Below are 21,603 nucleotides of genomic sequence, written 5' to 3'. Positions count from 1 at the left end.
GAAAGATGGTCGCTCAGGAATCGGCCGGCGCGTTGGTGCGCCTGCCATAGCGGTTGGGCCCGGGCTGCCCCGGAAACAGGCACAGCACGAGGAAGGCGACGATCGAGACGACCGGCACGAACAGCACCAGCGCCGCGATGCCCGGCTTGTCGAGATCGTGCAGCCGCTTCACCGCCAGAACGATGTTCGACCAGAGCGAGCCGACAAAGGCGATCAGGAAGATGAACGACCACATGTTGCTCTCGGGCGAACCCTCCGGCACCAGCGTGAAGCGATAGAGTGGAAACGCCTGGACGATGGCGACCAGCAATCCGCCGAGAAAATAGGCCGCGCGGCTGACGCGGCCCGAGGTTTTGAAGAAAAGCCAGGTAAGGTCGGATTTTTCAGGCAAGCGGATCCGGTCCATACTGATTGGCGCCCCTGGTGCCCTCAAGGATGCCGAGTTCCACAAGCAACCAGATGCCGCCGATGATGGGTATGAGGCCGATCAGCGTCCACCAGCCCGACTTGTTACGGTCGTGCCAGCGTTTGGCGTAAAGAGCAAACGCGAAATAGATCGATGCCAGCGTGACGACGATGCCGATGATGCCGACCTGGCCGCCGCTGGCCGTGGTGAAACGAGTGCCGAGGATCGAATCGAGGATGAAGGCAACGATGCCGATGGCAATGAATATGCCGATGCCGGCCCAGAACTTGGCGCGGTTGATGCGGCCCTCGAAGCTGGTCAGAAGATACTTCCAGTCCATGACGCCCCTCCGTGTTGAACCCGCGCGACGGAATGTCGCGCCGGCGGAAGGTGCGTCTGTTCGCGGAAAAGATCAATCGCGAAGCAGCTCGTTGATCGACGTCTTGGAGCGGGTCTTGGCGTCGACCCGCTTGACGATGACGGCGCAGTAGAGGCTGGGGCCGGGTTCGCCATTGGGCAGCGGCTTGCCCGGCATCGAGCCGGCGACGACCACCGAATTGGCCGGCACTTCGCCATAGAACACCTCGCCGGTGGCGCGATCGACGATCTTTGTCGACTGGCCGATGAACACGCCCATGCCCAGCACCGAGCCCTCGCGCACGATGCAGCCCTCGACCACTTCCGAGCGCGCGCCGATGAAGCAATTGTCCTCGATGATGGTCGGGCCGGCCTGCATCGGTTCCAGCACGCCGCCGATGCCGACGCCGCCCGAAAGATGCACGTTCTTGCCGATCTGGGCGCAGGAGCCGACCCCGACCCAGGTGTCGACCATGGTGCCCGAATCGACATAGGCGCCGACATTGACGAAGGACGGCATCAGCACGGCACCCGGCGCGATGTAGGCCGAGCGGCGCACGATCGACGACGGCACGGCGCGGAAACCGGCCTTCTCGAAATCCACCGCGCCCCAGCCCTCGAACTTCGACGGCACCTTGTCCCACCAGGCCGCCTGGCCGGGACCGCCCTTGATGATCTCCATCGGGTTCAGCCGGAACGAGAGCAGCACTGCTTTCTTCAGCCACTGGTTGACGTGCCACTTGCCGTCGGCCTGGCGCTCGGCGACACGGGCGGCGCCGCGGTCGAGCAGCTCGAGCGCGGCCTCGATGGCGTCGCGCGTTTCGCCCCGCGTCGCGGTCGAAATCGTGTCGCGCTCGTCAAAAGCCTTCTCGATGGTCTTTTCGAGACTCGCCAGATCGGGCTTCGACATCAATTTGCTCCGTTACCAAGCTGTTAAGGGGCAGCGCCTTAACCTGTTTCAAAGTCGCGCGGACCCTATGTGAAGGTCTGATAGGGGTCAATCGCGACTGCGTCACGGGACGGCGCAAGTGGAGAAAATGGACGGGTGGATTTGATGACTCCCATGGAAAAGGCGGGATGGACGCCGCTGCCACATTCGGATGAGGATCTGGAGCGGGCAAAGAGCGTGCCGGATACGCCGCAGACACGCGCCGACACCTACAGGCTGGCCTGGAACGATCCCGACTTCATGACGCGTCGCGAATTGCGCGCCGTCAGGCTGCAGCTCGAGCTGCTGAAGCCGGAGATGATTCTCGCCGAGCGCGGCATCCAGTCGACCGTCATCCTGTTCGGCGGCGCCCGCATTCCGGAGCCCGGCGGCGACGCCTGGGCGGCGAAGAACGAGACGCAGAAGAAGAACCTCGAGCTGAACAGCCGCTATTACGAAGAGGCGCGTAAATTCGCCCGTCTCTGCTCGCAGCATTCGGCGGGCTCCTACTATCGCGAATTCGTCGTCGTCACCGGCGGCGGGCCTGGCGTCATGGAGGCGGGAAACCGCGGCGCCGACGATGTCGGCGCGCCGTCCATCGGCCTCAACATCGTGCTGCCGCACGAGCAGGCGCCGAACGCCTATGTGACGCCCGAGCTCTGCTTCAACTTCCACTATTTCGCCATCCGCAAGATGCATTTCGTCATGCGCGCCAAGGCCGTCGCGGTGTTCCCGGGCGGGTTCGGCACGATGGACGAATTCTTCGAGACCCTGACGTTGATCCAGACCGGCCGCATGGAGCGCGTGCCGGTGATCCTGTTCGGCAAGGCCTTCTGGCAGCGCGCGATCGATCTCGATTTCCTCGCCGAGCAAGGCACCATCACGCCCGGCGACCAGGACATCATCGATTTCGTCGACACCGCCGACGAGGCCTGGGCCATCATCAGCCGCTTCTACAATCTCTGACCGGCCCGGCAACTCGCCCCTGGGCCGACGCTGTCCGCTATTGCAGCTCGGCCAGCCATCCGACCGATTGCGCGAAGCGCACGATGGCCGCCCGGGAGTGGAGTTCGAGCTTGTCGGTTGCCCTGGTCCTGTAGGTCTCGATGGTCTTTATGCTGAGATTGAGCCGCGAGGAGATCTCCTTGTTGCTGTAGCCGAAGGCCACCAGCTGGATGACCGATCGCTCCCGTTCGCTCAAATTGCCGGCATCGCCTTGCACGCTGCTGCGTGGGCTGAGGATGCGCGCGGCCAGTGCCGGGTCGACGTAGTTGTCGCCGGCCAGCACGCAGCGGATGGCTTGCAGCAGATCCGTGGTCGTCGACCGCTTGACCACAAACCCCCTGCCGCCCGCGGCCAGCACCTGACGCAGGCAGCCGGGATCCTCATGAGCCGTCAGCGCGATGCACTTGAGGCTGGGGTACCTTTCGAGAAGCCGCTCGATGAGCATGACCCCATTGACGCCAGGAAGCGAGATATCGATCACCGCGACGTCAGGCAGGGCCTTGCCGATGGTTTCGAGGGCCTCGTCCGCATTCGCCGCAAGTCCGACGATCGTCATGTCCACCTGGCCATCGATCATCGCGCCGATGCCGGACAGGACGATCGGGTGGTCATCAACCACGAATATCCTTCTACGCGACACCCTTAACCTCCATCAGCCTGTCAAAGGTCCATCACGTGGAGAGATCCCCTTGCCCTTGATGGTTCATGACAGCTCGTCCCGAACGACGGGAGGAGCGCGTCTATCCCTGCAAACCCTGAGCGGGAGCAGTGGGTCGGACATCTCGTCGAACCCTCGCGCTGATTGTAAGCCGCAGCCAGTGGTCTCGGATGTGGCGCGCTTCACGTAGCCCGTCGCGAAGCTGGAGCGCTGTCGTGGTTTCGTTCAAGACCGTGTGAGAACAAATGCCTGGAGCGGATCACATTGCCGTCGACGATCGTGCCGGCTCGCGGCCCAGGCGGGGCCCTCAGTCCGTCAAGGCATATCGGCAAAGAGGGGCACATCGGCATAGAGGGTGGTCCCCCTGTCCCTGGCCGTTTCAATCGACAGTTCGCCTCCGATCAGCGCGAGGCGCTCTCTCATTCCCGCAAGCCCCAGGGCGCGGGAGCCGAGCGTGGCGTCGGCATCGAACCCGCGGCCATCGTCCTCGATCGTAAGGCGCAGCCGGCCATCGCAGATATGGGCCGTCACGCTCGCGCGGCGCGGCTGAGCATGCTTGCCGATGTTGGTAAGCGCCTCTTGCGCGACACGGTACAGGGTCAGGGCAATCTCGGGGGCGAGTGACCGCGAAAGCGCTTCCAGGTCCATGTCGCAAGGGATATCGAGCTGAGCGCACAGCATGGCGGCGAGGTCCTCGACGCAGGCGCGAAGCCCCAGGTGATCCAGGTCGGCGGGCCGCAAATTCCAGGCGGCGGCGTGTACCCTGGCGCTCAACTGATCGACGAGCATGGCAGCCCGCGTGAGGCGCTCACCCTGTTCCGGGGACGCTGCGCGGATGCCGTGCAGTTCGAGCGCGACACTGGCCAGCATCTGGCCGAGATCGTCGTGGAGCTCGCGCGACAGGCGCCGGCACCGTTCTTCCTGCACGGCGATCAAGCGTCGCGCCAGTCTCCGGCGCCGGGACTTTGAAGTGTCGCTCTCGCGCGTGTCGATACCAGCCCGCATCGCCCCTTCTGTTCTCTTGCCGCTAAGTCCCCTTGTTTGAAGCAACTCCAGGCGGAAAACCGTTCCACGCTTTTCCTGGAATTGCTCTACAGGACTTGCCGTTCACGGATTTGTGAGAAAAGGCCCCGAATTTCTGTCTCTCTGTGCAATATACACCCACATACGCCCTTATGCCTGTCAGTTTTTTCCCGGTCCCGTCGGCTTTTCCCGACAAGGACATCAGCTGAAAAACTGACAGGACATGCCGATCAGCCCGAATGTCCGGTCGCCTTTTCTGCGCGCATTCTTCTTGCGTCGTCTCGGCCATCTTTGTTGCGGCCGGGAAGTTCAACGCAAACCAAGGAGAACGTCATGAGGAAGATCATTCTGGCCGCGGCTGTCCTGTCGGCTCTGACCGGTACGGCGTCCGCTGTTTCGATCGGCAGCGGCAACGGCAACGGCAACGGCAACGTCGGCGTCGGCAACGGCAATGGCAACGGCAACGCCAATACCGGCGCCTTCAACGGCAACTTCAACGGCAACGGCAATTTCGGCTTCGGCAACGGCAATGGCAACGGCAACGCGAATGCCGGCGCCTTCAACGGCAACTACAACGGCAACCTCAACGCCGGCGCCGCGAACGGCAACGGCAACGGCAACGGCAATTTCGGCCTCGGCAACGGCAACCTGAACGGCAATGCCAATTTCGGCCTCGGCAACGGCAATGCCAACGGCAATGGCAACTGGGGCATGGGTAACGGCAACGGCAACGGCAATGCCAACCAGTAGCGTCGAAAGACGCTGACGCTTCTGGGATCGCCGAGCCAGCGCCCGTCCCCCCGCGCAAGGCTTTCGCGACGTGTCGCCGGCGGTCCCAGTTTTTTTCAATGCGAAGTTATGGAAGGAATTCGCACATGAAATCGCGCGTCCCAATGGCGCTGTGCCTGGGCCTGATCAGCGCCACCGCCGCGAAAGCCGACGGCACGACAGGCACCCAGGCCTTCAGCATGTCACGCGTCCAGCAAAGCGTCGGCCGGTACGGCCAGTCCATCGGTTCGGATGTCCGCGGCATGAATCCGCTCGGTTTCTCGGGCGGCAATGTCGGTTACAAGAACAGCGGCAGCGGCAACGTCGGCGCCTTCAACAGCGGCACCGGCAATGTCGGCGCCTTCAACGGCAACGACAACACATCGTCGACGAGCGGAAATCAGAATGTCGGTGCCTTCAACGGCAACGGCAACACCGGCGAATATGACGGCAACGGCAATATCGGCGCCGGGAACGGCAACTTCAACGGCGGCTCCTACAATGGCAATGGCAATGTCGGGGCCTTCAACGGCAATTTCAACGGCCGGGGAAACAACCGATGACCGGTCCGAGATCGCCGAGGTCCGCTTCGCCTCGCAAGCGCCAATTGGCGGCGAGGCTGCTTGAGGGAAACAGCCTCGCACTCGGCACGCTGCTTGCCGCGATGCTTGCCGCCGACGCCTCGGCCCTGGTCAGGATTGCCGACCTTCCGATCGGTGTTGCCAACGGCCTTGGCAACACCGGCAACTTCAACGGCAACGGAAACTCCGGCAACTTCAACGGCAATGGCAATCACGGCAATTTCAATGGCAACGGTAATGCCGGGAGCTTCAGCGGCAACTTCAATAGTGGCAACTTCAACGGTAACGCCAATTGCGGCAACGGCTTCGGCAACGGCAACGCGTCGGACGGCAATGGCAACGGCCGAGGAACTGGCGGCACTCCAGACTGGTGCCGGTTCCTGAAGGACCTGAATGGCCGGCTGGGACTGCCGCCCGGCACGATCCCGGACTTCACGCTGAAATAGCCGATGCCCAACGTTCAGCATGCCGCCTGCGCCGCTGCGCACGGGCTGCATGCGCCGGCGATCCGGTCACGCCGTGACTTCGACGATCGCCGTCAGGAAGCTGGCGAGGTCGTCGGTGACGAAATCGACGTCGTCCTCATTGGCCGGGTCGCGCTCCCAGATCTCCGCGAAGGTCGGCTCGAAATTGCGCGGCACCACCAGCACCGTCGTCATGCCCAGCGCTTTCGGCACCGAGAGATTGCGGGCAAGGTCCTCGAACATCACCGCATTGTGGCCGGTGACGGAATGCAGCTCGGCGAACCGCTCATAGGTCTGGCGCGCCGGCTTGGGGTTGAGCCCGGCCGCGACGATATCGAAGATGTCGTCGAAATGCTCGAGGATGCCGAGCTGTCGCGCGGTGCGCTCGGCATGCCTGCGGTCGCCATTGGTGAAGATGAACTTGCGCCCGGGAAGCTGGCGGATCGCTGCCCCGAGCACGGGGTCGGGCACCAGCCAGGAATAGTCGATGTCATGCACCTTTTCGAGGAAGTCGTCCGGGTCGATGCCGTGGCGCGTCATCAGCCCGTTCAGCGTGGTGCCATACTCCAGGTAGAGTTCCTTCTGCAGCTTGCGCGCCTCATCGCGGGGCAGCGTCAACAGCTCGCCGACATAGGCCGTCATCTTCACGTCGATCTGCGCGAACAGGTTCGAATGGTGCGGGTAAAGCGTGTTGTCGAGATCGAACACCCAGTCCGTGACATGGGCGAAGCGGGCGGGGTCTGGCAGCGTGGTCATGGGCTCCTTATGGCACGAAATAGAATCTTCGGCAGGGGATTTATCCACAACTTATGCGCGCCGCTCGCGGCGAAAATCGCGTGTCGTTTCAAATTTTAGCCATCGCCGAAAGGTCGCCTTCAGCGCTTGCTGGCACAGAAGCGGTTCTGTGGGAGTCAGCGATGAATCGCCTATTTCTGAAGTCCGCCGCGGTCGCGTGCGCCTCGGTAGCCATCTCGCTTTTGTTGACGCTGATCATCATGCCGGCACTGGGCGTCCCGCTCAGCCGCGCGATCTGGCTGACCTCCACCGTGTTCCCGCTGATCCTGGCCTGGATCGCCAGCGCCACCACCTTCTGGCAAACCGACAGGTTGAAAAGCGCGCATCGCGAACTCGCCCGGGCGCATGCCCAGCTTGCCACCGCGCACCGGCGTCTGTCGGAAAAGGCGAGTCGCGACGACATGACCGGCATGCTCAACCGCGAAAGCTTCTTTGCCGCCCTCGACGGCTCGCGGCGCAAATCCGATCGCGGCGCGCTGCTGATCATCGACGCCGATCACTTCAAGATGATCAATGACAGCTACGGCCATCTGACCGGCGACGACGCTCTTCTGCTGATCGCCAGCGCCATCGAGCGCGGCGTGCGCAGCGGCGACGTGCTCGGTCGCATCGGCGGCGAGGAATTCGCCGCCTTCCTGGTCGGCGCCACCACGCAGGAGGCCAAGCGCGTCGCCGAGCGCGTCCGCCGCGAGGTCGAGCTGATCCGCTTCCGCCCGGTCGACGAACGCACCGTGCCGCTCACCGTCTCCATCGGCGGCACCATATGCGGCGAGGGCGTCAACGTGTCCGAGCTGATGCGCGCCGCCGACCGGCGGCTCTACGAGGCCAAGCATCGTGGCCGCAACCTGTCGATCCTCGACCGCGATGTCTCGGAAGCCGCCTGAGATCCACCCGCGAAGAGTGCGCACCCGCCGGCAGGCTCGCGAAATCCTAACCATGTTCGCATTCAACCGGGACGCTTATCCGGTTGTGAGGGAAGCCTGCGCTAGCATTGGCACGAAACTGGCTTTTGCTGGCGGGCGTGTGCCGTTCAGGAACGCCATGCGTGGATCGAGGCCCCCATCGAAAGACGTGTCATGAGCTTCTTCATCAAGAAAATGTCGCGCCGCGCCATCGTGCAGGCGCTGGTCGCGCTGCCGGCCCTGTCATTGTTCCGCAACCAGCCCGTCGTCGATCCCCCCAACGCCGACCCAAATGAGATCGTCGAGGTCAATGGCTGGATCCTGAAGCGGAGCGATCTCGCATGATCTTCGACAGCTACGAGGCCTTCCGCGCGGCGAATTTCGCCGCCAGGGCCTGCATCCTCGGATCCGGCCCGGCCGGCACCACGATCGCCAGAAAGCTGGGCGCCGCCGGCATTCCCGTCGTCGTGCTGGAGGCCGGATCGCGCGAATTCAGCGACGAATCGCAGGACTTCTATCGCGGCGCCACGGTCGGCGATCCCTATTTCGATCTCGACATCACGCGGCTGCGCTTCATGGGCGGTTCGTCCAACCACTGGGCGGGCTGGTGCCGGGTGCTCGACAGCCAGGACTTCGAGCCCAAGGCCTGGGCGCCGGACACCGGCTGGCCGATCAGCCGCGCCGACATCGAGCCCTATCTGGGAGAAGTCCACGACATCCTCGAGCTTCCCGACTTCCGGCCCGATGTGCCAATCTCGGACGACATCCGCTGGGTGCAGCTGATCAAGAGCCCGGCCGTGCGCTTCGGCGAGAAATTCGCCGAAGAGCTGGACAAGAGCAAGAACATCGCCGTCGTGCTCAACACCTATGCGACCGAACTTTCCGGCGACGGCAAGCGCGTGACCGGCGCCAGGCTGTGGTCGAACGGGCAGGATGCCGGAACCTTCACCGCCGACTACTTCATCGTCTGCACCGGCGGGCTGGAGAATTCGCGGCTGCTTCTGTGGTCGAACCAGCGCTCGAACGGCGGCGTCGTGCCGAACGCCGCGGCGCTCGGCCGCTACTGGATGGAGCACCCGACCTTCGAGGGCGGCAATGCCATCCTCGCCGACTATGGCGAGTTCGAGGTCGACGCCGTCAACGAGGCTTTCTTCTCGCCGACACTGCCCGCCATGGAACGGCTGCAGATCATGAATTTCGGCATCCGGCTGATCGAGACGCCCTATCCGAGCGTCAAGCGGTTGATCGCCGACCTCGCCTGCACGGCGCCCGACATGGCCGAATGGATGTCAGCCAAGCTCAGCCAGCGCCTGCGTTGCGCCGCCCAGCTCTATGTCGCCTGGGAACAGGCGCCGGTGGCTTCCAACCAGATCGAGCTGTCGAAGACCGATGTCGACCACGCCGGCGTGCCGCGCATCGAACTGCACTGGAGGAAATCGCCGCTGGAGCACCGCACGATTCTCGAAGGCCTCCGGCTGTTCGGCAAGACGCTGGCCGAGAAGAACCTCGGCCGGGTGCGCATCGCCGACTGGCTGACCAATGGCGAGGACTATCCGACGAATGAGGAGCTGGCCGGACACCATCATATGGGCGGCACGCGCATGGGCACGGATGTGACCAAGAGCGTGGTCGATGCCAATTCGAAGGTGCACGGCATGGATAATCTCTATGTCGGCGGCTCCTCGGTGTTCTGCACCTCGGGCGAATGCAATCCGACGACGACGATCACCGCGCTGGCCTGCCGGCTGGGCGATCATCTGAGCAAGGTCATCACCGTCTGAGCAATTCCAGCAACGGCGCGTCGCGGTTTTCCGTCCGGAATTGCGAAAAGATCATCCCAAAGGCAAGCGACGCCGGCAGCCGGATAGGCCGCCGGCGTCGCCCTTGCCGCGCCTTTGGGGAGAATCGTCTGCCGCCGGCTTAAAGGCCGTAGACGGCGATGCGCACCAGCACGGCTGCCGCCGCCAGCGCCACCAGCAGGATGCCGAGGCCGATCGGCGAACCCCAGCCATACCATTCCATCGCCAGCTTGGCGTATTTGAACTCCTCCTCGTGCGAGAGGGGAGTCCGCTGCTGAATCAAGCTCATTTTTCGCTCCTTGTCAGCGACCGGGACCTTGCCTTGCGCAGGCTGCGGCCGCATATTGCTACTGTCGTCTTAATGTTAGACAGATTGATAGTTAGATGATCGAAACAAAATCGTCAAGCACGAATCGCGCCGATATGACGGCAGCCATCAGTCACGCCATCATGCGCTGGCAGGATGCGACGCAGGCCTATGACGAGGCGGTGGGGGCGAGGCTCGGGCTGAACGCGGCGGAGCGCCAGTGCCTCGGGCTGCTCCATGGCGGCGCCCAATCGGCGGGCGCGATCGCGGTCGCGACCGGGCTGACCCCGGCCGCGGTCACCGCGCTGATCGACCGGCTGGAGGCGCGCGGCCTGCTGACGCGCACGCGCAGCCTGGAGGACAGGCGCAAGGTGGTGATCGAGGCGACCGAACTGACCCGCGAGCTTTCGGCGCGCTATTATGGCGCCATCGCGCGGGATGGCGAAAGGCTGATCGCCAGCTTCAGCGATGCCGAACTCGCCGCCGTCCAGCGCTTTATCGCCGCCGCGCTCGACCTGCAGCGCGAGCAGCTTGCCCGGCTGAAGGCGGAGGCGCCGCAAGCCGGCTGACCCCGAAGCGCCGGAGCTGTCCGAGCGGCGCTTGTCCGCAAATATTCGGAGCGGTTCAGCCGCCAATCAGCAACTGAACCGCTCTGAACGCCGGCGGGGCGACGCCGACCTCGAGGCGCGACGCGCAGAGCCGCCGCGCTTCAAGACCTTGTTTGATGCATGGCTCTCAAGACCGCTGCGCGCTCTTTGAGAGCGTTAGACCGTCGCCGGGTCAAGCGCCGGCTTGCCCTTGTGGCGGGCGACGATGCCGGCGAGATCGGCGCTGCCGAAGGCATCGCGCAAGACGTCGAAGGACGGCAGCACGAAATAGGCGCGCTGGAACTTGTCGATCTCGTAGCCGGTGCGCATCACCGTCTCGAGGTCGAAGGGCACGTGGTGCGCGTCATTGCCCTCGACGGCGAACTGCAATTCGGTGAACGACGACATAAGCCCGGCGCCGAAAGCCTTCAGCGGCTGGCCGGCTTCCCGGATCAGCCCATATTCGGCGCTATACCAATAGAGACGGGTGATCATCTCGTCGCCGCCGAGCGCGATCACGTCCTCCGCCTTCTCGCCGTACATCTGCATGAAGTCGGCGAACACCGGCTGCGTCAGGATCGGCACATGGCCGAAGAAGTCGTGGAACATGTCCGGCTCGACGATGTAGTCGAGCTCTTCCTTCGTCCGCAGCCAGTTGGTGACCGGGAAGCGGCGGTTGGCGAGGTGGTCGAAGAAGGGGGCCGCGGGGATGAGGCCCGGCACGGCGACGATCTCCCAGCCGGTCAGCTTGCGCAGCTTCTCGCTGATCGTGTCGAAATCCGGGATCCGGTCGAGCAGGCCGAGTGCGGCGACGCCGTCGAGATAGGAGCGGTGAGCGAGCTTTTGTGTCAGCTTGGTCTGGCGGTCGCACAACGTGCGCCACACCGCCTGCTCGTCGGCGCTGTAGCCGTAGCCCTGCGCCACGGTGAAATCGGCACGGCAGACCGAATAGTCGCCGCGCAGGCCCTGCGCCTCGCATTCGCGGGCGTAATCGGCAACGCTGATCGTCATGGCTGTTCTCCTGGCGGATTCATGAGTGGCAATCGTGTTGCCAATTTAGCCGGAGGCGGCGAGGCAATTCCGCTTTCCTAATGGTCCGCTCGCGCTATTTGAGGTAAAAGAAGCTATCGAAAAGCTGCTGGAGAGTGAAAATGCCTCAGTTTGACGATTTCGAGATCAAGATGCTCGACATCCTGCAGCGCGACGGACGCAAGCCTGTGTCGGAGCTGGCGCAGCAGATCGGCCTCTCGACCACGCCTTGCGCGCGGCGTTTCGAGGCGCTTCAGGACACCGGCATCATCAAGGGTTTTGGCGCCGTCATCAGCCGCCGCGCCGTCGGCCTGACGGTCGAGGTGTTCATCCAGGTGCGGCTGGTCAGCCACAGCGACGGCTCGCCCGAGAGCTTCATCGCCGCCGTGCAGCGCATGGACGAGGTGTCGTCGTGCTGGACGATGACCGGCGACCACGATTTCCTGCTGCATGTCATGGTGCCTTCGGTCGACGAGCTCAACGCCTTCGTCATGCACCGGCTGATGCGGCTCGACGGCGTGCGCGACGTCCACACCCAACTCGTGCTGCAGAACATCAAGGGGCCCGGCCACGTGCCGCTCGGGCATCTCAGGAAGTAGCCACGCGCCATTATTGCGGAAAAGCTGCACCGAAACTGCTGAACAGGGCCAAGTCGGCATCCAGATCGCAGGCTAGGTCAGGCGGACCATCGAACAAGAAGGTCCGCCATGAAGATCGTGCTGATCAACCCGCCGCACACCGCCATCGGCAGCCGCGTGCCGGACGACCATCTGCCGCCGCTCGGTCTGCTGGCGCTCGGCGGCCCGCTGCTCGATGCCGGCCATGAGGTCCGCCTCGTCGATGCCGAGTTCGGGCCGATGCCGCTTCCCGCGCTCGTCGAGGATGCCCTGGGCGACGGTCCCGACTGCATCCTGATCGGCCATTCCGGCTCCACCTCGGCGCATCCGACCGCGCTGCAAATCGCGCGCATGGTCAAGGGCCGCGCGCCGGCGACGCTGGTGATCTATGGCGGCGTCTTCCCGACCTATCACTGGCGCGACATACTGGCGGGAACGGAAGCCTTCGACGTCATCGTGCGCGGCGAGGGCGAGGCGACCATCGTGTCGCTGATCGAGGCGCTGGACCGGCGGCGGCCGCTCGCCGATGTGGCCGGCATCGCCTATCGCGACGATCTCGGCCGTCCCTTCGCCACCCGTTCGGCAGGCACCATCGCCACTCTCGATGATTATCGCGTCGGCTGGGAGTTGATCGACCACCGCCGCTACAGCTACTGGGGCGGCAAGCGCGCCGTGGTCATGCAGTTCTCCCGAGGCTGTCCGCATCTATGCAACTATTGCGGCCAGCGCGGCTTCTGGACCCGCTGGCGCCATCGCGACCCCAAGAACTTCGCGCGTGAGATCGCCTGGCTGCACCGCGAGCACGGCGTCGATCTGATCAATCTCGCCGACGAGAACCCGACCTCGTCGAAGAAAGCCTGGCGCGCCTTTCTCGACGCCATGATCGCTGAAGACGTGCCGGTGCTGATCGTCGGCTCGACCCGCGCCGACGACATCGTGCGCGATGCCGATATGCTGCATCTCTACCGCAAGGCCGGCGTCATCCGCTGGCTGCTCGGCATGGAGAACACCGACGAGGAGACGCTGTCATTGATCCGCAAGGGCGGCAGCACGGCTTCAGACCGCGAAGCGATCCGCCTGCTCCGTCAGCATGGCATATTGTCAATGGCGACCTGGGTGGCCGGCTTCGAGGACGAGGGCTTTCGCGACCTCTGGCGCGGCTTCCGCCAGTTGATCGCCTACGATCCCGACCAGATCCAGGCGCTCTATGTCACGCCGCACCGCTGGACGCCTTTCTTCCGCATCGCCAAGGATCGGACGGTGATCCAGAGCGATGTCCGGCTGTGGGACTACAAGCACCAGGTGCTGAGGATGACGCGGCTAAAACCCTGGATGCTGTTCTTCAGCGTCAAGCTGATCGAGCTCGCCGTGCAGTCGCGGCCGAAGGCGCTGGCGCGAATCCTCTTCCACCGCGATCCCGAGCAGCGCCATTCGATGCGCTGGTACACGAAGATGGGCCGCCGCGTCTGGTTTCGCGAAGTCTGGGGTTTTCTGGCCCGCGACCGCCGCGTGACGGACGGGCCGACGCTCGCCGAATTCTGGGGCGCGCCGCAGGACGCCGAGGAAGAATCGATGGTGGTCATGCGGCCGCCGCGCAAGCCGGCCGAAGCGACCGTTGCAATCTCACCCGGCGCCTGAGGGGTTCGCTGCCATTTACAGACATACGTAACGTATGCGTATTGACATACGCAACGTATGCACCCATCTCAGGCATACGGGGCGTATGTGAATTGTCCCGGACCATGGAACGCAGGCCCGGATCGCCAGCAGATTGGGTCTGCCACATCTGAATGGAATGACAATGAGCAAACGTGACGCAATCTTTCCTGCCGAAAGGCAGGCACTCTATGAGATCAATCGCTATTCGGCGGCGATCCGCTCGGGCGACTTTCTGTTCGTCTCGGGCCAGGTCGGCAGCCGTGAGGACGGCTCGCCCGAGCCGGTCTTCGAGAAGCAGGTCCAGCTGGCCTTCGACAACCTCGCAGCTGTGCTGAAAGCCGCCGGCGGCACGTTCGACGATATTGTCGACGTCACCACCTTCCACACCGATCCTGCAGCGCAGTGGGCGGCGATCGATGCCGTTCGGTTGAAAGTGTTTGGCGAACCGCCTTACACCAACTGGACTGCGGTCGGCGTCAATTGGCTGGCCGGCTTTGATTTCGAAATAAAGGTCATCGCCCGCCTGCCTCAACCCGCCTGACAGAACAGCCAGGCTGATCGGCAGGCCGCTTCACGGCACAATCAGCGTGCCGGCGCCGTGCTCGGTGAACAGCTCAAGCAGCACCGAATGCGGCGTCTTGCCGTTGAGGATGACGACGCCTTCGACGCCGCGCTCGATCGCCTCGATGCAGGTCTCGACCTTCGGGATCATGCCGCCCGACACCGTGCCGTCCCTGATCAGCGCCTTGGCCTCGGAAACCGTCAGCTCGTCGATCAGCGTCTTGTTCCTGTCGAGCACGCCGGGCACGTCGGTTAGGAACAAGAGGCGCGAGGCCTTGCAGGCGCCGGCGATCGCGCCGGCGAAAGTATCGGCATTGATGTTGTAGGTGTGGCCGTCGCGGCCGGGCGCCACCGGCGCCAGCACCGGGATCATTTCGGAGCGCGCGAGCAGGTCGAGCAGCGTGCGGTCGACCTCGACCGGCTCGCCGACGAAGCCGAGATCGAGCACCCGCTCGATGTTGGAGTCCGGGTCGATCATGGTCTTGCGCGCCTTTTCGGCGAACACCATGTTGCCGTCCTTGCCGCACAGCCCGATCGCCCATTCGCCCTCGGCGTTGATCAGCGCCACGATCTCCTTGTTGATCGAGCCGGCCAGCACCATCTCGACGATCTCCACCGTCTTCTGATCGGTGACGCGCAGGCCGCCTTCGAATTTGGATTCGATGCCCATCTTGTTGAGCATGGCGCCGATCTGCGGTCCGCCGCCATGCACCACGATCGGATTGACGCCGGATTGTTTCAACAGCGCGATGTCGCGAGCGAAGGCCTTGCCGAGCTCGCTGTCGCCCATGGCGTGGCCGCCATATTTCACCACGACGGTCTTGTTCTCGTAGCGCTGCATATAGGGCAGCGCCCGCGAAAGCAGCGCGGCCTGCATTTCGGCGGTGGCGGCGATGTCCGTCATCGGTCTTGTTCCCAAAGTGGCAAGGATGGCGCGCGTCTTAGCGGGAATTGGTTCGGGTCGCAAACGGCTTTGCTGTCACAATTTATGAAATTAGCTGGGCACCTTCAGCGGCGCCCGCCGCTTCTGCCAGCCCGAGATCTTCTCCATCTGCGCGGCGAAGGACAGAAGCGTCTCCTCGTCGCCCGGGCGCCCCACCGCCTGGATGCCGAGCGGCAGGCCGGCCTCGGTGACATGGACCGGCAGCGCGATCGACGGCTGGCCGGTGACATTCTGGATCGCCGGCCAGTGGGTGAACCAGAGGCTTTTGTCCATCAGCTGCCCGAGGAACGATTTGATCCTGAGCAGCCTGGTCAAATGCAGCTTGTCCAGCAGGTTCTCGATCAACTCGTCGGCGCCCTTCGGGTCCATGGCGCCGCAGGCCAGCGGCGGGTGCGCGATGATCGGCATCAGCACGGCGTCGTACGGCGCCGTCTCGGCGATCAGCCGGCGCGACGTGGCATTGAGCCGCTGCAGGATCTCATAGAGTTCGCCGGCCGGGATGATATCGCCGAAGCGGGCAAGCACGCGCGTGGCCCGCTCGACGTCGCCGAGAACGCTGCGGCCGACGCGCAGCGCCTCGGCGCGTATCGTGCCGGCCACCGCCGAGGTCACCGTCTTGCAGAAATCGGCCATGAAATCGCGCCCGACATAGGGCAGGTCGATCTCTTCGACCGTATGGCCGCCCTCGCGCGCCAGCGCGATCGCCGTGTCCAGCGCCTTCAGCGTCTCGGCCGAAATCGGCAGGCCGAGCGGCGACTTGCGGTAGACGGCGAGCCTGAGCTTGCCGGGATCGCGCGCCGCGGCCGCGGCGAAGCTGCCTTTCGGCGCCGGCGCGCCATAGGGCGACAGCGGATCCGGCCCATGCGTCAGGTCGAGCAGCCGCGCCGAATCCCTGACCGAGCGGGCGACCGCGTGATCGACGACCATGCCGAACCAGCTTTCGCTGGTGAGCGGCGTCAGCGGCACGCGGCCGCGCGAGGTCTTCAGGCCCACCAGCCCGCTGCAGGCCGAAGGCACCCGGATCGAGCCGCCGCCATCGGAGGCATGCGCCGCCGGAACCACGCCGGCAGCCACCAGTGCCGCCGCGCCCCCCGACGAGCCGCCGGTGGTGTGGCCGGTATTCCACGGATTGCGGGTGATGCCGAAAGCCGCCGATTCCGTCATCAGCCTCAGCCCATGCTCGGGCGAGGTGCTGGTGGCGATCGGGATCAGGCCGGCGGCGAGATGGCGCTCGACCATCACCGAATTGTAGTCGGCCGTGAAAGCCGGGATGCGGCTGCCGCCATGGATCGGCACGCCCTTCAGGCCGATGCCGAGGTCCTTCAGCGCGAAGGGCACGCCGGCGAGCGGCAGCGTGCGGTCGACCGTCCTGGCGCGTGCCCGCGCCGCATCATAAAGCGGCTCGGCGATGGCATTGATGTCGGGGCGCGTCGCCTCGGCGCGCGCGATTGCCGCGTCGACAAGCTCCTGCGGCGAGAGCTCACCCTTCTGGACAAGGCCGGCCAGGCCGGTCGCATCCTCTTCCCACAGCACCCGCTCGACCGACATCGCCGCTGTCCTCCGCCGGCCCGGAGGCTAGCGGCAGCCGATTTGCTTGGCAACGGCGCGCTAACCCATCGTCGGCAAAGATCATCGCAAGCTTTGAGCGGGACAGTATTGCCTGCGCCGTTGCAAATGTATGGCAATCCTCTAATTTGCCGCCATGGCGCCGCAGGATATCAGCCAGCTGATCGTCCGGACTTCAATGAAGGACCGGGCAGCGTTTGATCTGCTCTACCGGCAGACCAGCGCGAAACTTTTCGGCGTCTGCCTTCGTGTATTGAAGGACAGGGGAGATGCGGAAGAAGCGCTTCAGGAGGTCTTCGTCAAGATCTGGACGAAGGCGGATCGTTTCGCGGTCTCCGATCTAAGCCCGATTTCCTGGCTGGTGGCCATTGCGCGCAATCATGCGATCGATCGCATCCGGGCGCGGCGAGAGCCAGCCGCCTATATCGATGCCGCGCTCGACGTGGCCGATCCGGCGCCGGGACCGGAGGCCATGGCCGTGGCGGGCGGTGAATCCGTGCGCATCTACCATTGCCTCGATGAGTTGGAGAAAGACCGGGCGGCGGCCGTCCGGGCCGCCTATCTGAACGGCGAAAGCTATGCCGAGCTGGCGGAGCGCCATGGCGTGCTGCTGAACACGATGCGGACCTGGCTGCGGCGCAGCCTGTTGAAACTCAGGGAATGCCTGGAAAGATGACGCTGGCAGAGGAAAACGGACCGGAACGTGGAGGCGACGACCTGTTCGCCGCCGAATACGTTCTTGGCGTCCTGGCCGCGGACGAACGCCAGATCGCGTCCCGCCGCATCGAGGCAGACGCCGCTTTCGCGCGTCTTGTCGACCGCTGGGAGGTTCACCTTTCGCCGATGGCCGCAGCCTTTCCGGAGACCGAGCCTCCGATCAGGGTCAAGGAGGCGATCGATCGCCGGCTGTTCGCGCAAGAATCGCGCCCCGGTCTCTGGTCGAGCCTCGCCTTTTGGCGCGGCCTCGCCGCCGCGGCGGTGGCTGCGCTGGCGATCGCCATTGCCTTGCCCTACGTCAATCCGCCGGTGGTCGAGCCGCAGGCGCGGCTGGTCGCCTCGCTGGCCGCCGACGGCAGCGACGTCAAATATCTCGTCGTCTACGACGCGGCGCGGCGCGATGTCGGCCTCTCTCTTGTCTCCGGCGAGCGCGCCGCCGGCAAGGATTTCGAGCTGTGGATGATCGAGGGCAAGAACGCGCCGGTCTCGATGGGCGTCATCCCCGCCGGCCAGACCACGCATATGGCGGTCACCCCGGCCGTCGAGCAGAAGCTCGCGCAAGGCGCCGTGCTCGCGGTCAGCGTGGAGCCTGTCGGGGGCTCGCCGACCGGCCAGCCGACCGGGCCGGTTGTCGCCGCGGGCGACCTGAAGGGCATCTAGTCTCTTCGAGGGCCGAGCGCTCTGCCTGAAAGAATAATCGAAATCTATCCTGCGTCAGGTTGAAGCGAGAAAAGTTTCTTTCCGACTGCGCGCTCGTCAACGTAATTTCGTCGCGCGCAAGGTCAGATAAAGTTTTTTTGAGAGCCCGACGAAACTCCTAAAAGTCTACCCCGTATCTCCTGGTGTTCCCAAAGACGGGCAACGATATCCAGAGGAGATAGAAATCATGCGTAAATTCGCCACCCTTTTGCTCGCCGGTACTATTGGTCTTTCCGCCCTCGGTGCCGCCGCCTATGCCGCCAATCCGATGGTCGGCGGCGCGCCGATGTATGCAAAGAAGAACATCATCGAGAATGCCGTCAATTCGAAGGACCACACCACGCTGGTCGCTGCCGTCAAGGCTGCCGGCCTGGTCGACACGCTGCAGGGCGCCGGCCCGTTCACCGTCTTCGCGCCGACCAACGAGGCCTTCGCCGCGCTGCCCGCCGGCACGGTCGAGACGCTGCTCAAGCCCGAGAACAAGGACAAGCTCACCAAGATCCTGACCTGCCACGTCATCGCCGCCAAGGCGATGGCCGCTGACGTCGCCAAGATGGCCAAGGCCGATGGCGGCGCGCACACGGTCAAGACCGCCGGCGGCTGCGAACTGACGCTCAAGGCCGACAAGGGCAAGGTCACCGTGACCGACGAGAACGGCAATGTCGCCAATGTCACGATCGCCGACGTCCGGCAGTCGAATGGTGTCATCCACGTCATCGACAAGGTGCTGCTGCCGAAGATGTAACAAAGACGCCGCTGCCAGCGAAGACATGGCAAAGGCCTTCCCCGGTTGCGCGGCTCCTCTGCTGTAGGCCGTGCGACTGACAGCTTGCTCCGCGCCGTCCACGTGAAGTGGAGCCGGCGCGGAGTTTTCGTTGGGAGGCGTCAACCGCTTTTGATTTTCGCTTGGCGCGAAAATCTGGCAAACCGGCATTGGAGGAATTGTCCCATGAACCGTCGCGATCTTCTCCTGAGCGGCGCCGCGGCCGCCGCGGTGCTGGCCGGCACGGCTGCCTTGCTGCGCATTGGTGGCGCGCCAGACGCCCGCGCCGCCGAGACCTTCGAAGTGACCAAGACCGACGCCGAATGGCGCGCCATCCTGTCCGACGCGGCGTATAATGTGCTGCGCAAGGAAGGCACCGAATATCCGGGCACCAGCCCGCTGCTCAACGAGCACCGCAAGGGCATCTTCGCCTGCGCCGGCTGCGACCTGCCGGTCTATCCCTCGGAGACCAAATTCGATTCCGGTACCGGTTGGCCGAGCTTCTGGCAGGAAATTCCCAAGGCCATCGGCACGACCGCGGACCGCTCGCTCGGCATGACCCGCACCGAGGTGCATTGCCGCCGCTGCGGCGGCCATCTCGGCCATGTCTTCGACGACGGCCCGGCGCCGACGGGCCTGCGCCATTGCATCAACGGCGTGGCGCTGAGCTTCAAGCCGGCCGCCGCCTGAATGGCACTTTAGTTCAGGCCGAGAAGCGTGATGCTGGGCTTGGTCAGCATCAGCCAGAAGATGGCGACGACGGCGAAGAAGGCCGGAAAGCCGAACGCGAACCAGACGCGGTAGAGGCGGTCGAAGCCTGATGGCAGGGCGGTCGCTTCCGCAGCTGCGTGCCTGGCCATGTCGCGCAAGCGGATCTGGATCCAGACCACCGGCACCCAGAACAGGCCGATGATCACATAAAGCGCCAGTGACAGCAGGATCCAGCCTTCGTTGAGCGGCCATCCGACGACGCGCGCCAGCCCGTACCCGGTCAGCGGCTGCAGCACCACGGCAGTCGCCGTGAAGATGGTATCGGCGACCACCACGATGCCGGCGACATGGGCGACGATGCGGGGGTCGCGGGTCCTGACGGCCATCGCCATGAAGAAGGCGATGCCGATGCCGGTTCCGAACAGCACCGTCGCGCCGAGCACATGGACAAGTCGCAGCACGTCTTCCAGCGCCATCAGCGTTCGTCCAGAATGGCAAGGGCCGTGAGCGCCAGCAGGATCGACGGCACCACTTTGACCAGCGGGCCGAGCGGATCGAGCCAGAGCGCCGGCTCCGCGAATGTAGCGGCAAGCAGGTAGGCGAGCGTCAGCACCAGCATGCCGATCAGAGCGCGCCGCGCCCAGGGCCGGAAGAGCACCGCAAGCCCCAGCGCGACATCGGCAAGACATGTCGCCGCCACCATCGCGCCCGCAGCGCGGCCAGGCAGGAAGTTTGCGAAATGGCTGCGCGCCGCCTCGAATGCCAGGAACGGCGCGAGGCCGGATACCAGCCAGAACAGCGCCAGCGTGACGATGATCGGCGCCTTCAACAGATAGAGGCGGGCGAACCATAGATCCTGCACGCCCGAAGGGGCGGCGGCGAGCGTCTCGGCCGCCGAGGAAAGGCGCTGGTCTGTGCCTGGCTGCCGCCGCACCTCGACACCGCCCGCCATCACCGCCAGTGCCGTCGAGCGGAGCGGCGAGCGCCAGCCGAGCCAGCCGGCGAGATCGGCCAGCCACGTCACCGGCCGTGCGGCCATCGGCGGAACGGCAATCACAGGGGCCGGGGGCAGGCCGAGCCAGTTGCGATGCAAAAGGACTAGGTCCTTCAGCGTCAGGCCTTCATCGCCGCCGAGCGAGAGGTCCGAGCCGGAGGGCAACGCGCCGCCGATCGCGGCGCTGGCCGCGCCGGCGACATCGTCGAGCGCGACCGTCGTGACCGGGCTGTCGGCGTAAGCCAGAGGGATCGCCAGCGGGAAGGCCGCCAGCGCCCTCAACAAGGCGGAGCCGCCATGCGCATTGCGGCCGAGCACCAGCGCCGGCCGCAGGATGACATGGCGCACGCCGCTTGCCGCGAGCGCCCCGTCGGCCCGCCTCTTGGTGTCGAGAAAGGGCAGGTCGCGGCCGGTTCCCCCTGTGTCCGCCGAGATCTGGACGATCAGCAATTCCCGGTCGCGCGCAGCCTCATAGAGAGCGAGCATCGCCTTTTCCTGGGTGGCCGTCAGGTCATCGGCGAGCCCGTCCTGCAGGGCGCCGGCGCAATTGACGACCGCCTGCTGGCCATCCAGTGCGGTCTGCCAGTCCACGCTCCGCGTCATGCCGGCGAGGTCGGCCTTCAGCCAGCGCACCTGCGGCATCTTCAGCGCCGCGCGCGCCGGCTCGCGTCCAAGCCCCGTGACCTGGTGGCCTTCCTCCGCAAGTCTTCTTGTGACGGCGGACCCGATGAAGCCGGTCGCACCGAGAATCAGGATGTTCATGC

At 64.8% G+C, this 21,603-nt stretch carries 27 protein-coding genes; 15 read left to right on the top strand and 12 right to left on the bottom strand.

Annotated features, from left to right (window positions below):
• Positions 1 to 13: 13 nt before the first annotated feature.
• The 3 genes from PU724_RS19770 to dapD all read right to left on the bottom strand — a co-directional run bounded on the left by PU724_RS19770 (position 14) and on the right by dapD (position 1,673).
• Positions 14 to 391, bottom strand: a complete 378-nt coding sequence (locus PU724_RS19770; RefSeq protein ID WP_245478396.1) for a DUF805 domain-containing protein — start codon at positions 389 to 391, stop codon at positions 14 to 16.
• On the bottom strand, positions 384 to 746 hold the full coding sequence (locus tag PU724_RS19765; RefSeq protein WP_127311288.1) for a DUF805 domain-containing protein: 363 nt from the start codon (positions 744 to 746) through the stop codon (positions 384 to 386). The genes PU724_RS19770 and PU724_RS19765 overlap by 8 nt, the downstream gene beginning before the upstream one ends.
• 72 nt (positions 747 to 818) lie before the next feature.
• Positions 819 to 1,673: a 2,3,4,5-tetrahydropyridine-2,6-dicarboxylate N-succinyltransferase gene (gene dapD / locus PU724_RS19760; protein WP_354420492.1), complete on the bottom strand. Its 855-nt coding sequence runs from the start codon at positions 1,671 to 1,673 to the stop codon at positions 819 to 821.
• A gap of 144 nt (positions 1,674 to 1,817) precedes the next feature.
• On the opposite strand from dapD, the gene PU724_RS19755 reads away from it, so the two are divergent.
• Positions 1,818 to 2,657, top strand: a complete 840-nt coding sequence (locus tag PU724_RS19755) for an LOG family protein (RefSeq protein WP_127284657.1) — start codon at positions 1,818 to 1,820, stop codon at positions 2,655 to 2,657.
• 37 nt (positions 2,658 to 2,694) lie between these two features.
• On the opposite strand, the gene PU724_RS19750 is transcribed toward PU724_RS19755, so the two are convergent.
• The gene (locus PU724_RS19750; protein WP_245493378.1) at positions 2,695 to 3,315 is read right to left on the bottom strand and encodes a response regulator; all 621 of its coding nucleotides are present in this window, start codon (positions 3,313 to 3,315) and stop codon (positions 2,695 to 2,697) included.
• A gap of 354 nt (positions 3,316 to 3,669) precedes the next feature.
• The gene (locus tag PU724_RS19745; RefSeq protein WP_354420531.1) at positions 3,670 to 4,281 is read right to left on the bottom strand and encodes a sensor histidine kinase; all 612 of its coding nucleotides are present in this window, start codon (positions 4,279 to 4,281) and stop codon (positions 3,670 to 3,672) included.
• A gap of 429 nt (positions 4,282 to 4,710) precedes the next feature.
• Here PU724_RS19745 and PU724_RS19740 point away from each other — a divergent pair, with 429 nt between their 5' ends.
• The 3 genes from PU724_RS19740 (at position 4,711) to PU724_RS19730 (ending at position 6,172) form a co-directional block, all read left to right on the top strand.
• Positions 4,711 to 5,127 (top strand): hypothetical protein, encoded by a 417-nt coding sequence (locus PU724_RS19740; protein WP_189340673.1) that lies wholly within the window; start codon positions 4,711 to 4,713, stop codon positions 5,125 to 5,127.
• A 125-nt stretch (positions 5,128 to 5,252) separates the two neighbouring features.
• Complete coding sequence (locus PU724_RS19735) at positions 5,253 to 5,708, top strand: hypothetical protein (protein WP_320253700.1); 456 nt, start codon at positions 5,253 to 5,255, stop codon at positions 5,706 to 5,708.
• 44 nt (positions 5,709 to 5,752) lie between these two features.
• Positions 5,753 to 6,172 carry a hypothetical protein gene (locus tag PU724_RS19730; RefSeq protein ID WP_354420491.1) on the top strand — a complete coding sequence of 140 codons (420 nt, stop codon included), beginning with the start codon at positions 5,753 to 5,755 and terminating at the stop codon, positions 6,170 to 6,172.
• Between the two features lie 66 nt (positions 6,173 to 6,238).
• Here PU724_RS19730 and PU724_RS19725 read toward each other — a convergent pair whose 3' ends face one another.
• Complete coding sequence (locus PU724_RS19725) at positions 6,239 to 6,946, bottom strand: pyrimidine 5'-nucleotidase (RefSeq protein ID WP_127284073.1); 708 nt, start codon at positions 6,944 to 6,946, stop codon at positions 6,239 to 6,241.
• A 161-nt stretch (positions 6,947 to 7,107) separates the two neighbouring features.
• Here PU724_RS19725 and PU724_RS19720 point away from each other — a divergent pair, with 161 nt between their 5' ends.
• The 3 genes from PU724_RS19720 (at position 7,108) to PU724_RS19710 (ending at position 9,668) form a co-directional block, all read left to right on the top strand.
• Entirely contained in the window at positions 7,108 to 7,869 is a 762-nt protein-coding gene (locus tag PU724_RS19720) for a GGDEF domain-containing protein (RefSeq protein ID WP_135859370.1), read from the top strand.
• Between the two features lie 192 nt (positions 7,870 to 8,061).
• Positions 8,062 to 8,232, top strand: coding sequence for a hypothetical protein (locus tag PU724_RS19715; RefSeq protein WP_135859371.1), 171 nt, complete (start codon positions 8,062 to 8,064; stop codon positions 8,230 to 8,232).
• Positions 8,229 to 9,668 carry a GMC oxidoreductase gene (locus tag PU724_RS19710; RefSeq protein WP_354420490.1) on the top strand — a complete coding sequence of 480 codons (1,440 nt, stop codon included), beginning with the start codon at positions 8,229 to 8,231 and terminating at the stop codon, positions 9,666 to 9,668. The genes PU724_RS19715 and PU724_RS19710 overlap by 4 nt, the downstream gene beginning before the upstream one ends.
• A gap of 139 nt (positions 9,669 to 9,807) precedes the next feature.
• On the opposite strand, the gene PU724_RS19705 is transcribed toward PU724_RS19710, so the two are convergent.
• Positions 9,808 to 9,975 (bottom strand): hypothetical protein, encoded by a 168-nt coding sequence (locus PU724_RS19705; protein WP_187331341.1) that lies wholly within the window; start codon positions 9,973 to 9,975, stop codon positions 9,808 to 9,810.
• 95 nt (positions 9,976 to 10,070) lie between these two features.
• On the opposite strand from PU724_RS19705, the gene PU724_RS19700 reads away from it, so the two are divergent.
• Entirely contained in the window at positions 10,071 to 10,562 is a 492-nt protein-coding gene (locus tag PU724_RS19700; RefSeq protein ID WP_354420489.1) for a MarR family winged helix-turn-helix transcriptional regulator, read from the top strand.
• Between the two features lie 195 nt (positions 10,563 to 10,757).
• On the opposite strand, the gene phhA is transcribed toward PU724_RS19700, so the two are convergent.
• The gene (gene phhA, locus PU724_RS19695; protein WP_354420488.1) at positions 10,758 to 11,591 is read right to left on the bottom strand and encodes a phenylalanine 4-monooxygenase; all 834 of its coding nucleotides are present in this window, start codon (positions 11,589 to 11,591) and stop codon (positions 10,758 to 10,760) included.
• Positions 11,592 to 11,731: 140 nt separating this feature from the next.
• Between phhA and PU724_RS19690 the strand changes: the two genes are divergently transcribed.
• The 3 genes from PU724_RS19690 to PU724_RS19680 all read left to right on the top strand — a co-directional run bounded on the left by PU724_RS19690 (position 11,732) and on the right by PU724_RS19680 (position 14,426).
• Positions 11,732 to 12,208 (top strand): Lrp/AsnC family transcriptional regulator, encoded by a 477-nt coding sequence (locus tag PU724_RS19690; protein WP_127284067.1) that lies wholly within the window; start codon positions 11,732 to 11,734, stop codon positions 12,206 to 12,208.
• A gap of 108 nt (positions 12,209 to 12,316) precedes the next feature.
• Positions 12,317 to 13,864 carry a magnesium-protoporphyrin IX monomethyl ester anaerobic oxidative cyclase gene (gene bchE / locus PU724_RS19685; RefSeq protein ID WP_354420487.1) on the top strand — a complete coding sequence of 516 codons (1,548 nt, stop codon included), beginning with the start codon at positions 12,317 to 12,319 and terminating at the stop codon, positions 13,862 to 13,864.
• Positions 13,865 to 14,027: 163 nt separating this feature from the next.
• Positions 14,028 to 14,426 carry a RidA family protein gene (locus tag PU724_RS19680; RefSeq protein ID WP_354420486.1) on the top strand — a complete coding sequence of 133 codons (399 nt, stop codon included), beginning with the start codon at positions 14,028 to 14,030 and terminating at the stop codon, positions 14,424 to 14,426.
• Between the two features lie 30 nt (positions 14,427 to 14,456).
• Here the strand turns inward: PU724_RS19680 and argB are convergent, their stop codons facing one another.
• Both argB and PU724_RS19670 read right to left on the bottom strand, forming a co-directional pair.
• The gene (argB, locus tag PU724_RS19675) at positions 14,457 to 15,350 is read right to left on the bottom strand and encodes an acetylglutamate kinase (RefSeq protein ID WP_127284064.1); all 894 of its coding nucleotides are present in this window, start codon (positions 15,348 to 15,350) and stop codon (positions 14,457 to 14,459) included.
• Between the two features lie 90 nt (positions 15,351 to 15,440).
• A complete protein-coding gene (locus tag PU724_RS19670; RefSeq protein ID WP_354420485.1) occupies positions 15,441 to 16,937 on the bottom strand; it encodes an amidase in 1,497 nt (498 codons plus the stop codon).
• 154 nt (positions 16,938 to 17,091) lie between these two features.
• Here PU724_RS19670 and PU724_RS19665 point away from each other — a divergent pair, with 154 nt between their 5' ends.
• The 4 genes from PU724_RS19665 to msrB all read left to right on the top strand — a co-directional run bounded on the left by PU724_RS19665 (position 17,092) and on the right by msrB (position 19,824).
• The gene (locus PU724_RS19665) at positions 17,092 to 17,631 is read left to right on the top strand and encodes a sigma-70 family RNA polymerase sigma factor (protein ID WP_354420484.1); all 540 of its coding nucleotides are present in this window, start codon (positions 17,092 to 17,094) and stop codon (positions 17,629 to 17,631) included.
• Positions 17,628 to 18,332, top strand: coding sequence for an anti-sigma factor (locus tag PU724_RS19660; RefSeq protein ID WP_354420483.1), 705 nt, complete (start codon positions 17,628 to 17,630; stop codon positions 18,330 to 18,332). The genes PU724_RS19665 and PU724_RS19660 overlap by 4 nt, the downstream gene beginning before the upstream one ends.
• Before the next feature lie 226 nt (positions 18,333 to 18,558).
• Positions 18,559 to 19,116, top strand: a complete 558-nt coding sequence (locus tag PU724_RS19655) for a fasciclin domain-containing protein (RefSeq protein WP_354420482.1) — start codon at positions 18,559 to 18,561, stop codon at positions 19,114 to 19,116.
• A gap of 204 nt (positions 19,117 to 19,320) precedes the next feature.
• Complete coding sequence (msrB, locus tag PU724_RS19650) at positions 19,321 to 19,824, top strand: peptide-methionine (R)-S-oxide reductase MsrB (protein ID WP_127312013.1); 504 nt, start codon at positions 19,321 to 19,323, stop codon at positions 19,822 to 19,824.
• A gap of 8 nt (positions 19,825 to 19,832) precedes the next feature.
• Here the strand turns inward: msrB and PU724_RS19645 are convergent, their stop codons facing one another.
• Both PU724_RS19645 and PU724_RS19640 read right to left on the bottom strand, forming a co-directional pair.
• Entirely contained in the window at positions 19,833 to 20,321 is a 489-nt protein-coding gene (locus PU724_RS19645; RefSeq protein ID WP_354420481.1) for a DUF2269 family protein, read from the bottom strand.
• Complete coding sequence (locus PU724_RS19640) at positions 20,321 to 21,601, bottom strand: SDR family oxidoreductase (RefSeq protein WP_354420480.1); 1,281 nt, start codon at positions 21,599 to 21,601, stop codon at positions 20,321 to 20,323. The genes PU724_RS19645 and PU724_RS19640 overlap by 1 nt, the downstream gene beginning before the upstream one ends.
• Between the last annotated feature and the right edge of the window lie 2 nt (positions 21,602 to 21,603).

It is taken from the genome of Mesorhizobium abyssinicae, from assembly GCF_049887195.1.
Classification (GTDB): Bacteria; Pseudomonadota; Alphaproteobacteria; order Rhizobiales; family Rhizobiaceae; genus Mesorhizobium; species Mesorhizobium abyssinicae.
The sequence above is the reverse complement of the archived record's forward strand: the minus strand, read 5'-3'. Positions and strand labels throughout refer to the sequence as shown.

Coding starts and splice junctions, on each gene's coding strand:
- PU724_RS19765 (WP_127311288.1), bottom strand. CDS start 746: ATGGACTGGAAGTATCTTCTGACCAGCTTCGAGGGCCGCATCAACCGC.
- dapD (WP_354420492.1), bottom strand. CDS start 1,673: ATGTCGAAGCCCGATCTGGCGAGTCTCGAAAAGACCATCGAGAAGGCT.
- PU724_RS19755 (WP_127284657.1), top strand. CDS start 1,818: ATGACTCCCATGGAAAAGGCGGGATGGACGCCGCTGCCACATTCGGAT.
- PU724_RS19740 (WP_189340673.1), top strand. CDS start 4,711: ATGAGGAAGATCATTCTGGCCGCGGCTGTCCTGTCGGCTCTGACCGGT.
- PU724_RS19735 (WP_320253700.1), top strand. CDS start 5,253: ATGAAATCGCGCGTCCCAATGGCGCTGTGCCTGGGCCTGATCAGCGCC.
- PU724_RS19725 (WP_127284073.1), bottom strand. CDS start 6,946: ATGACCACGCTGCCAGACCCCGCCCGCTTCGCCCATGTCACGGACTGG.
- PU724_RS19720 (WP_135859370.1), top strand. CDS start 7,108: ATGAATCGCCTATTTCTGAAGTCCGCCGCGGTCGCGTGCGCCTCGGTA.
- PU724_RS19715 (WP_135859371.1), top strand. CDS start 8,062: ATGAGCTTCTTCATCAAGAAAATGTCGCGCCGCGCCATCGTGCAGGCG.
- PU724_RS19710 (WP_354420490.1), top strand. CDS start 8,229: ATGATCTTCGACAGCTACGAGGCCTTCCGCGCGGCGAATTTCGCCGCC.
- PU724_RS19705 (WP_187331341.1), bottom strand. CDS start 9,975: ATGAGCTTGATTCAGCAGCGGACTCCCCTCTCGCACGAGGAGGAGTTC.
- PU724_RS19700 (WP_354420489.1), top strand. CDS start 10,071: ATGATCGAAACAAAATCGTCAAGCACGAATCGCGCCGATATGACGGCA.
- phhA (WP_354420488.1), bottom strand. CDS start 11,591: ATGACGATCAGCGTTGCCGATTACGCCCGCGAATGCGAGGCGCAGGGC.
- PU724_RS19690 (WP_127284067.1), top strand. CDS start 11,732: ATGCCTCAGTTTGACGATTTCGAGATCAAGATGCTCGACATCCTGCAG.
- bchE (WP_354420487.1), top strand. CDS start 12,317: ATGAAGATCGTGCTGATCAACCCGCCGCACACCGCCATCGGCAGCCGC.
- PU724_RS19680 (WP_354420486.1), top strand. CDS start 14,028: ATGAGCAAACGTGACGCAATCTTTCCTGCCGAAAGGCAGGCACTCTAT.
- argB (WP_127284064.1), bottom strand. CDS start 15,350: ATGACGGACATCGCCGCCACCGCCGAAATGCAGGCCGCGCTGCTTTCG.
- PU724_RS19670 (WP_354420485.1), bottom strand. CDS start 16,937: ATGTCGGTCGAGCGGGTGCTGTGGGAAGAGGATGCGACCGGCCTGGCC.
- PU724_RS19665 (WP_354420484.1), top strand. CDS start 17,092: ATGGCGCCGCAGGATATCAGCCAGCTGATCGTCCGGACTTCAATGAAG.
- PU724_RS19660 (WP_354420483.1), top strand. CDS start 17,628: ATGACGCTGGCAGAGGAAAACGGACCGGAACGTGGAGGCGACGACCTG.
- PU724_RS19655 (WP_354420482.1), top strand. CDS start 18,559: ATGCGTAAATTCGCCACCCTTTTGCTCGCCGGTACTATTGGTCTTTCC.
- msrB (WP_127312013.1), top strand. CDS start 19,321: ATGAACCGTCGCGATCTTCTCCTGAGCGGCGCCGCGGCCGCCGCGGTG.
- PU724_RS19645 (WP_354420481.1), bottom strand. CDS start 20,321: ATGGCGCTGGAAGACGTGCTGCGACTTGTCCATGTGCTCGGCGCGACG.
- PU724_RS19640 (WP_354420480.1), bottom strand. CDS start 21,601: ATGAACATCCTGATTCTCGGTGCGACCGGCTTCATCGGGTCCGCCGTC.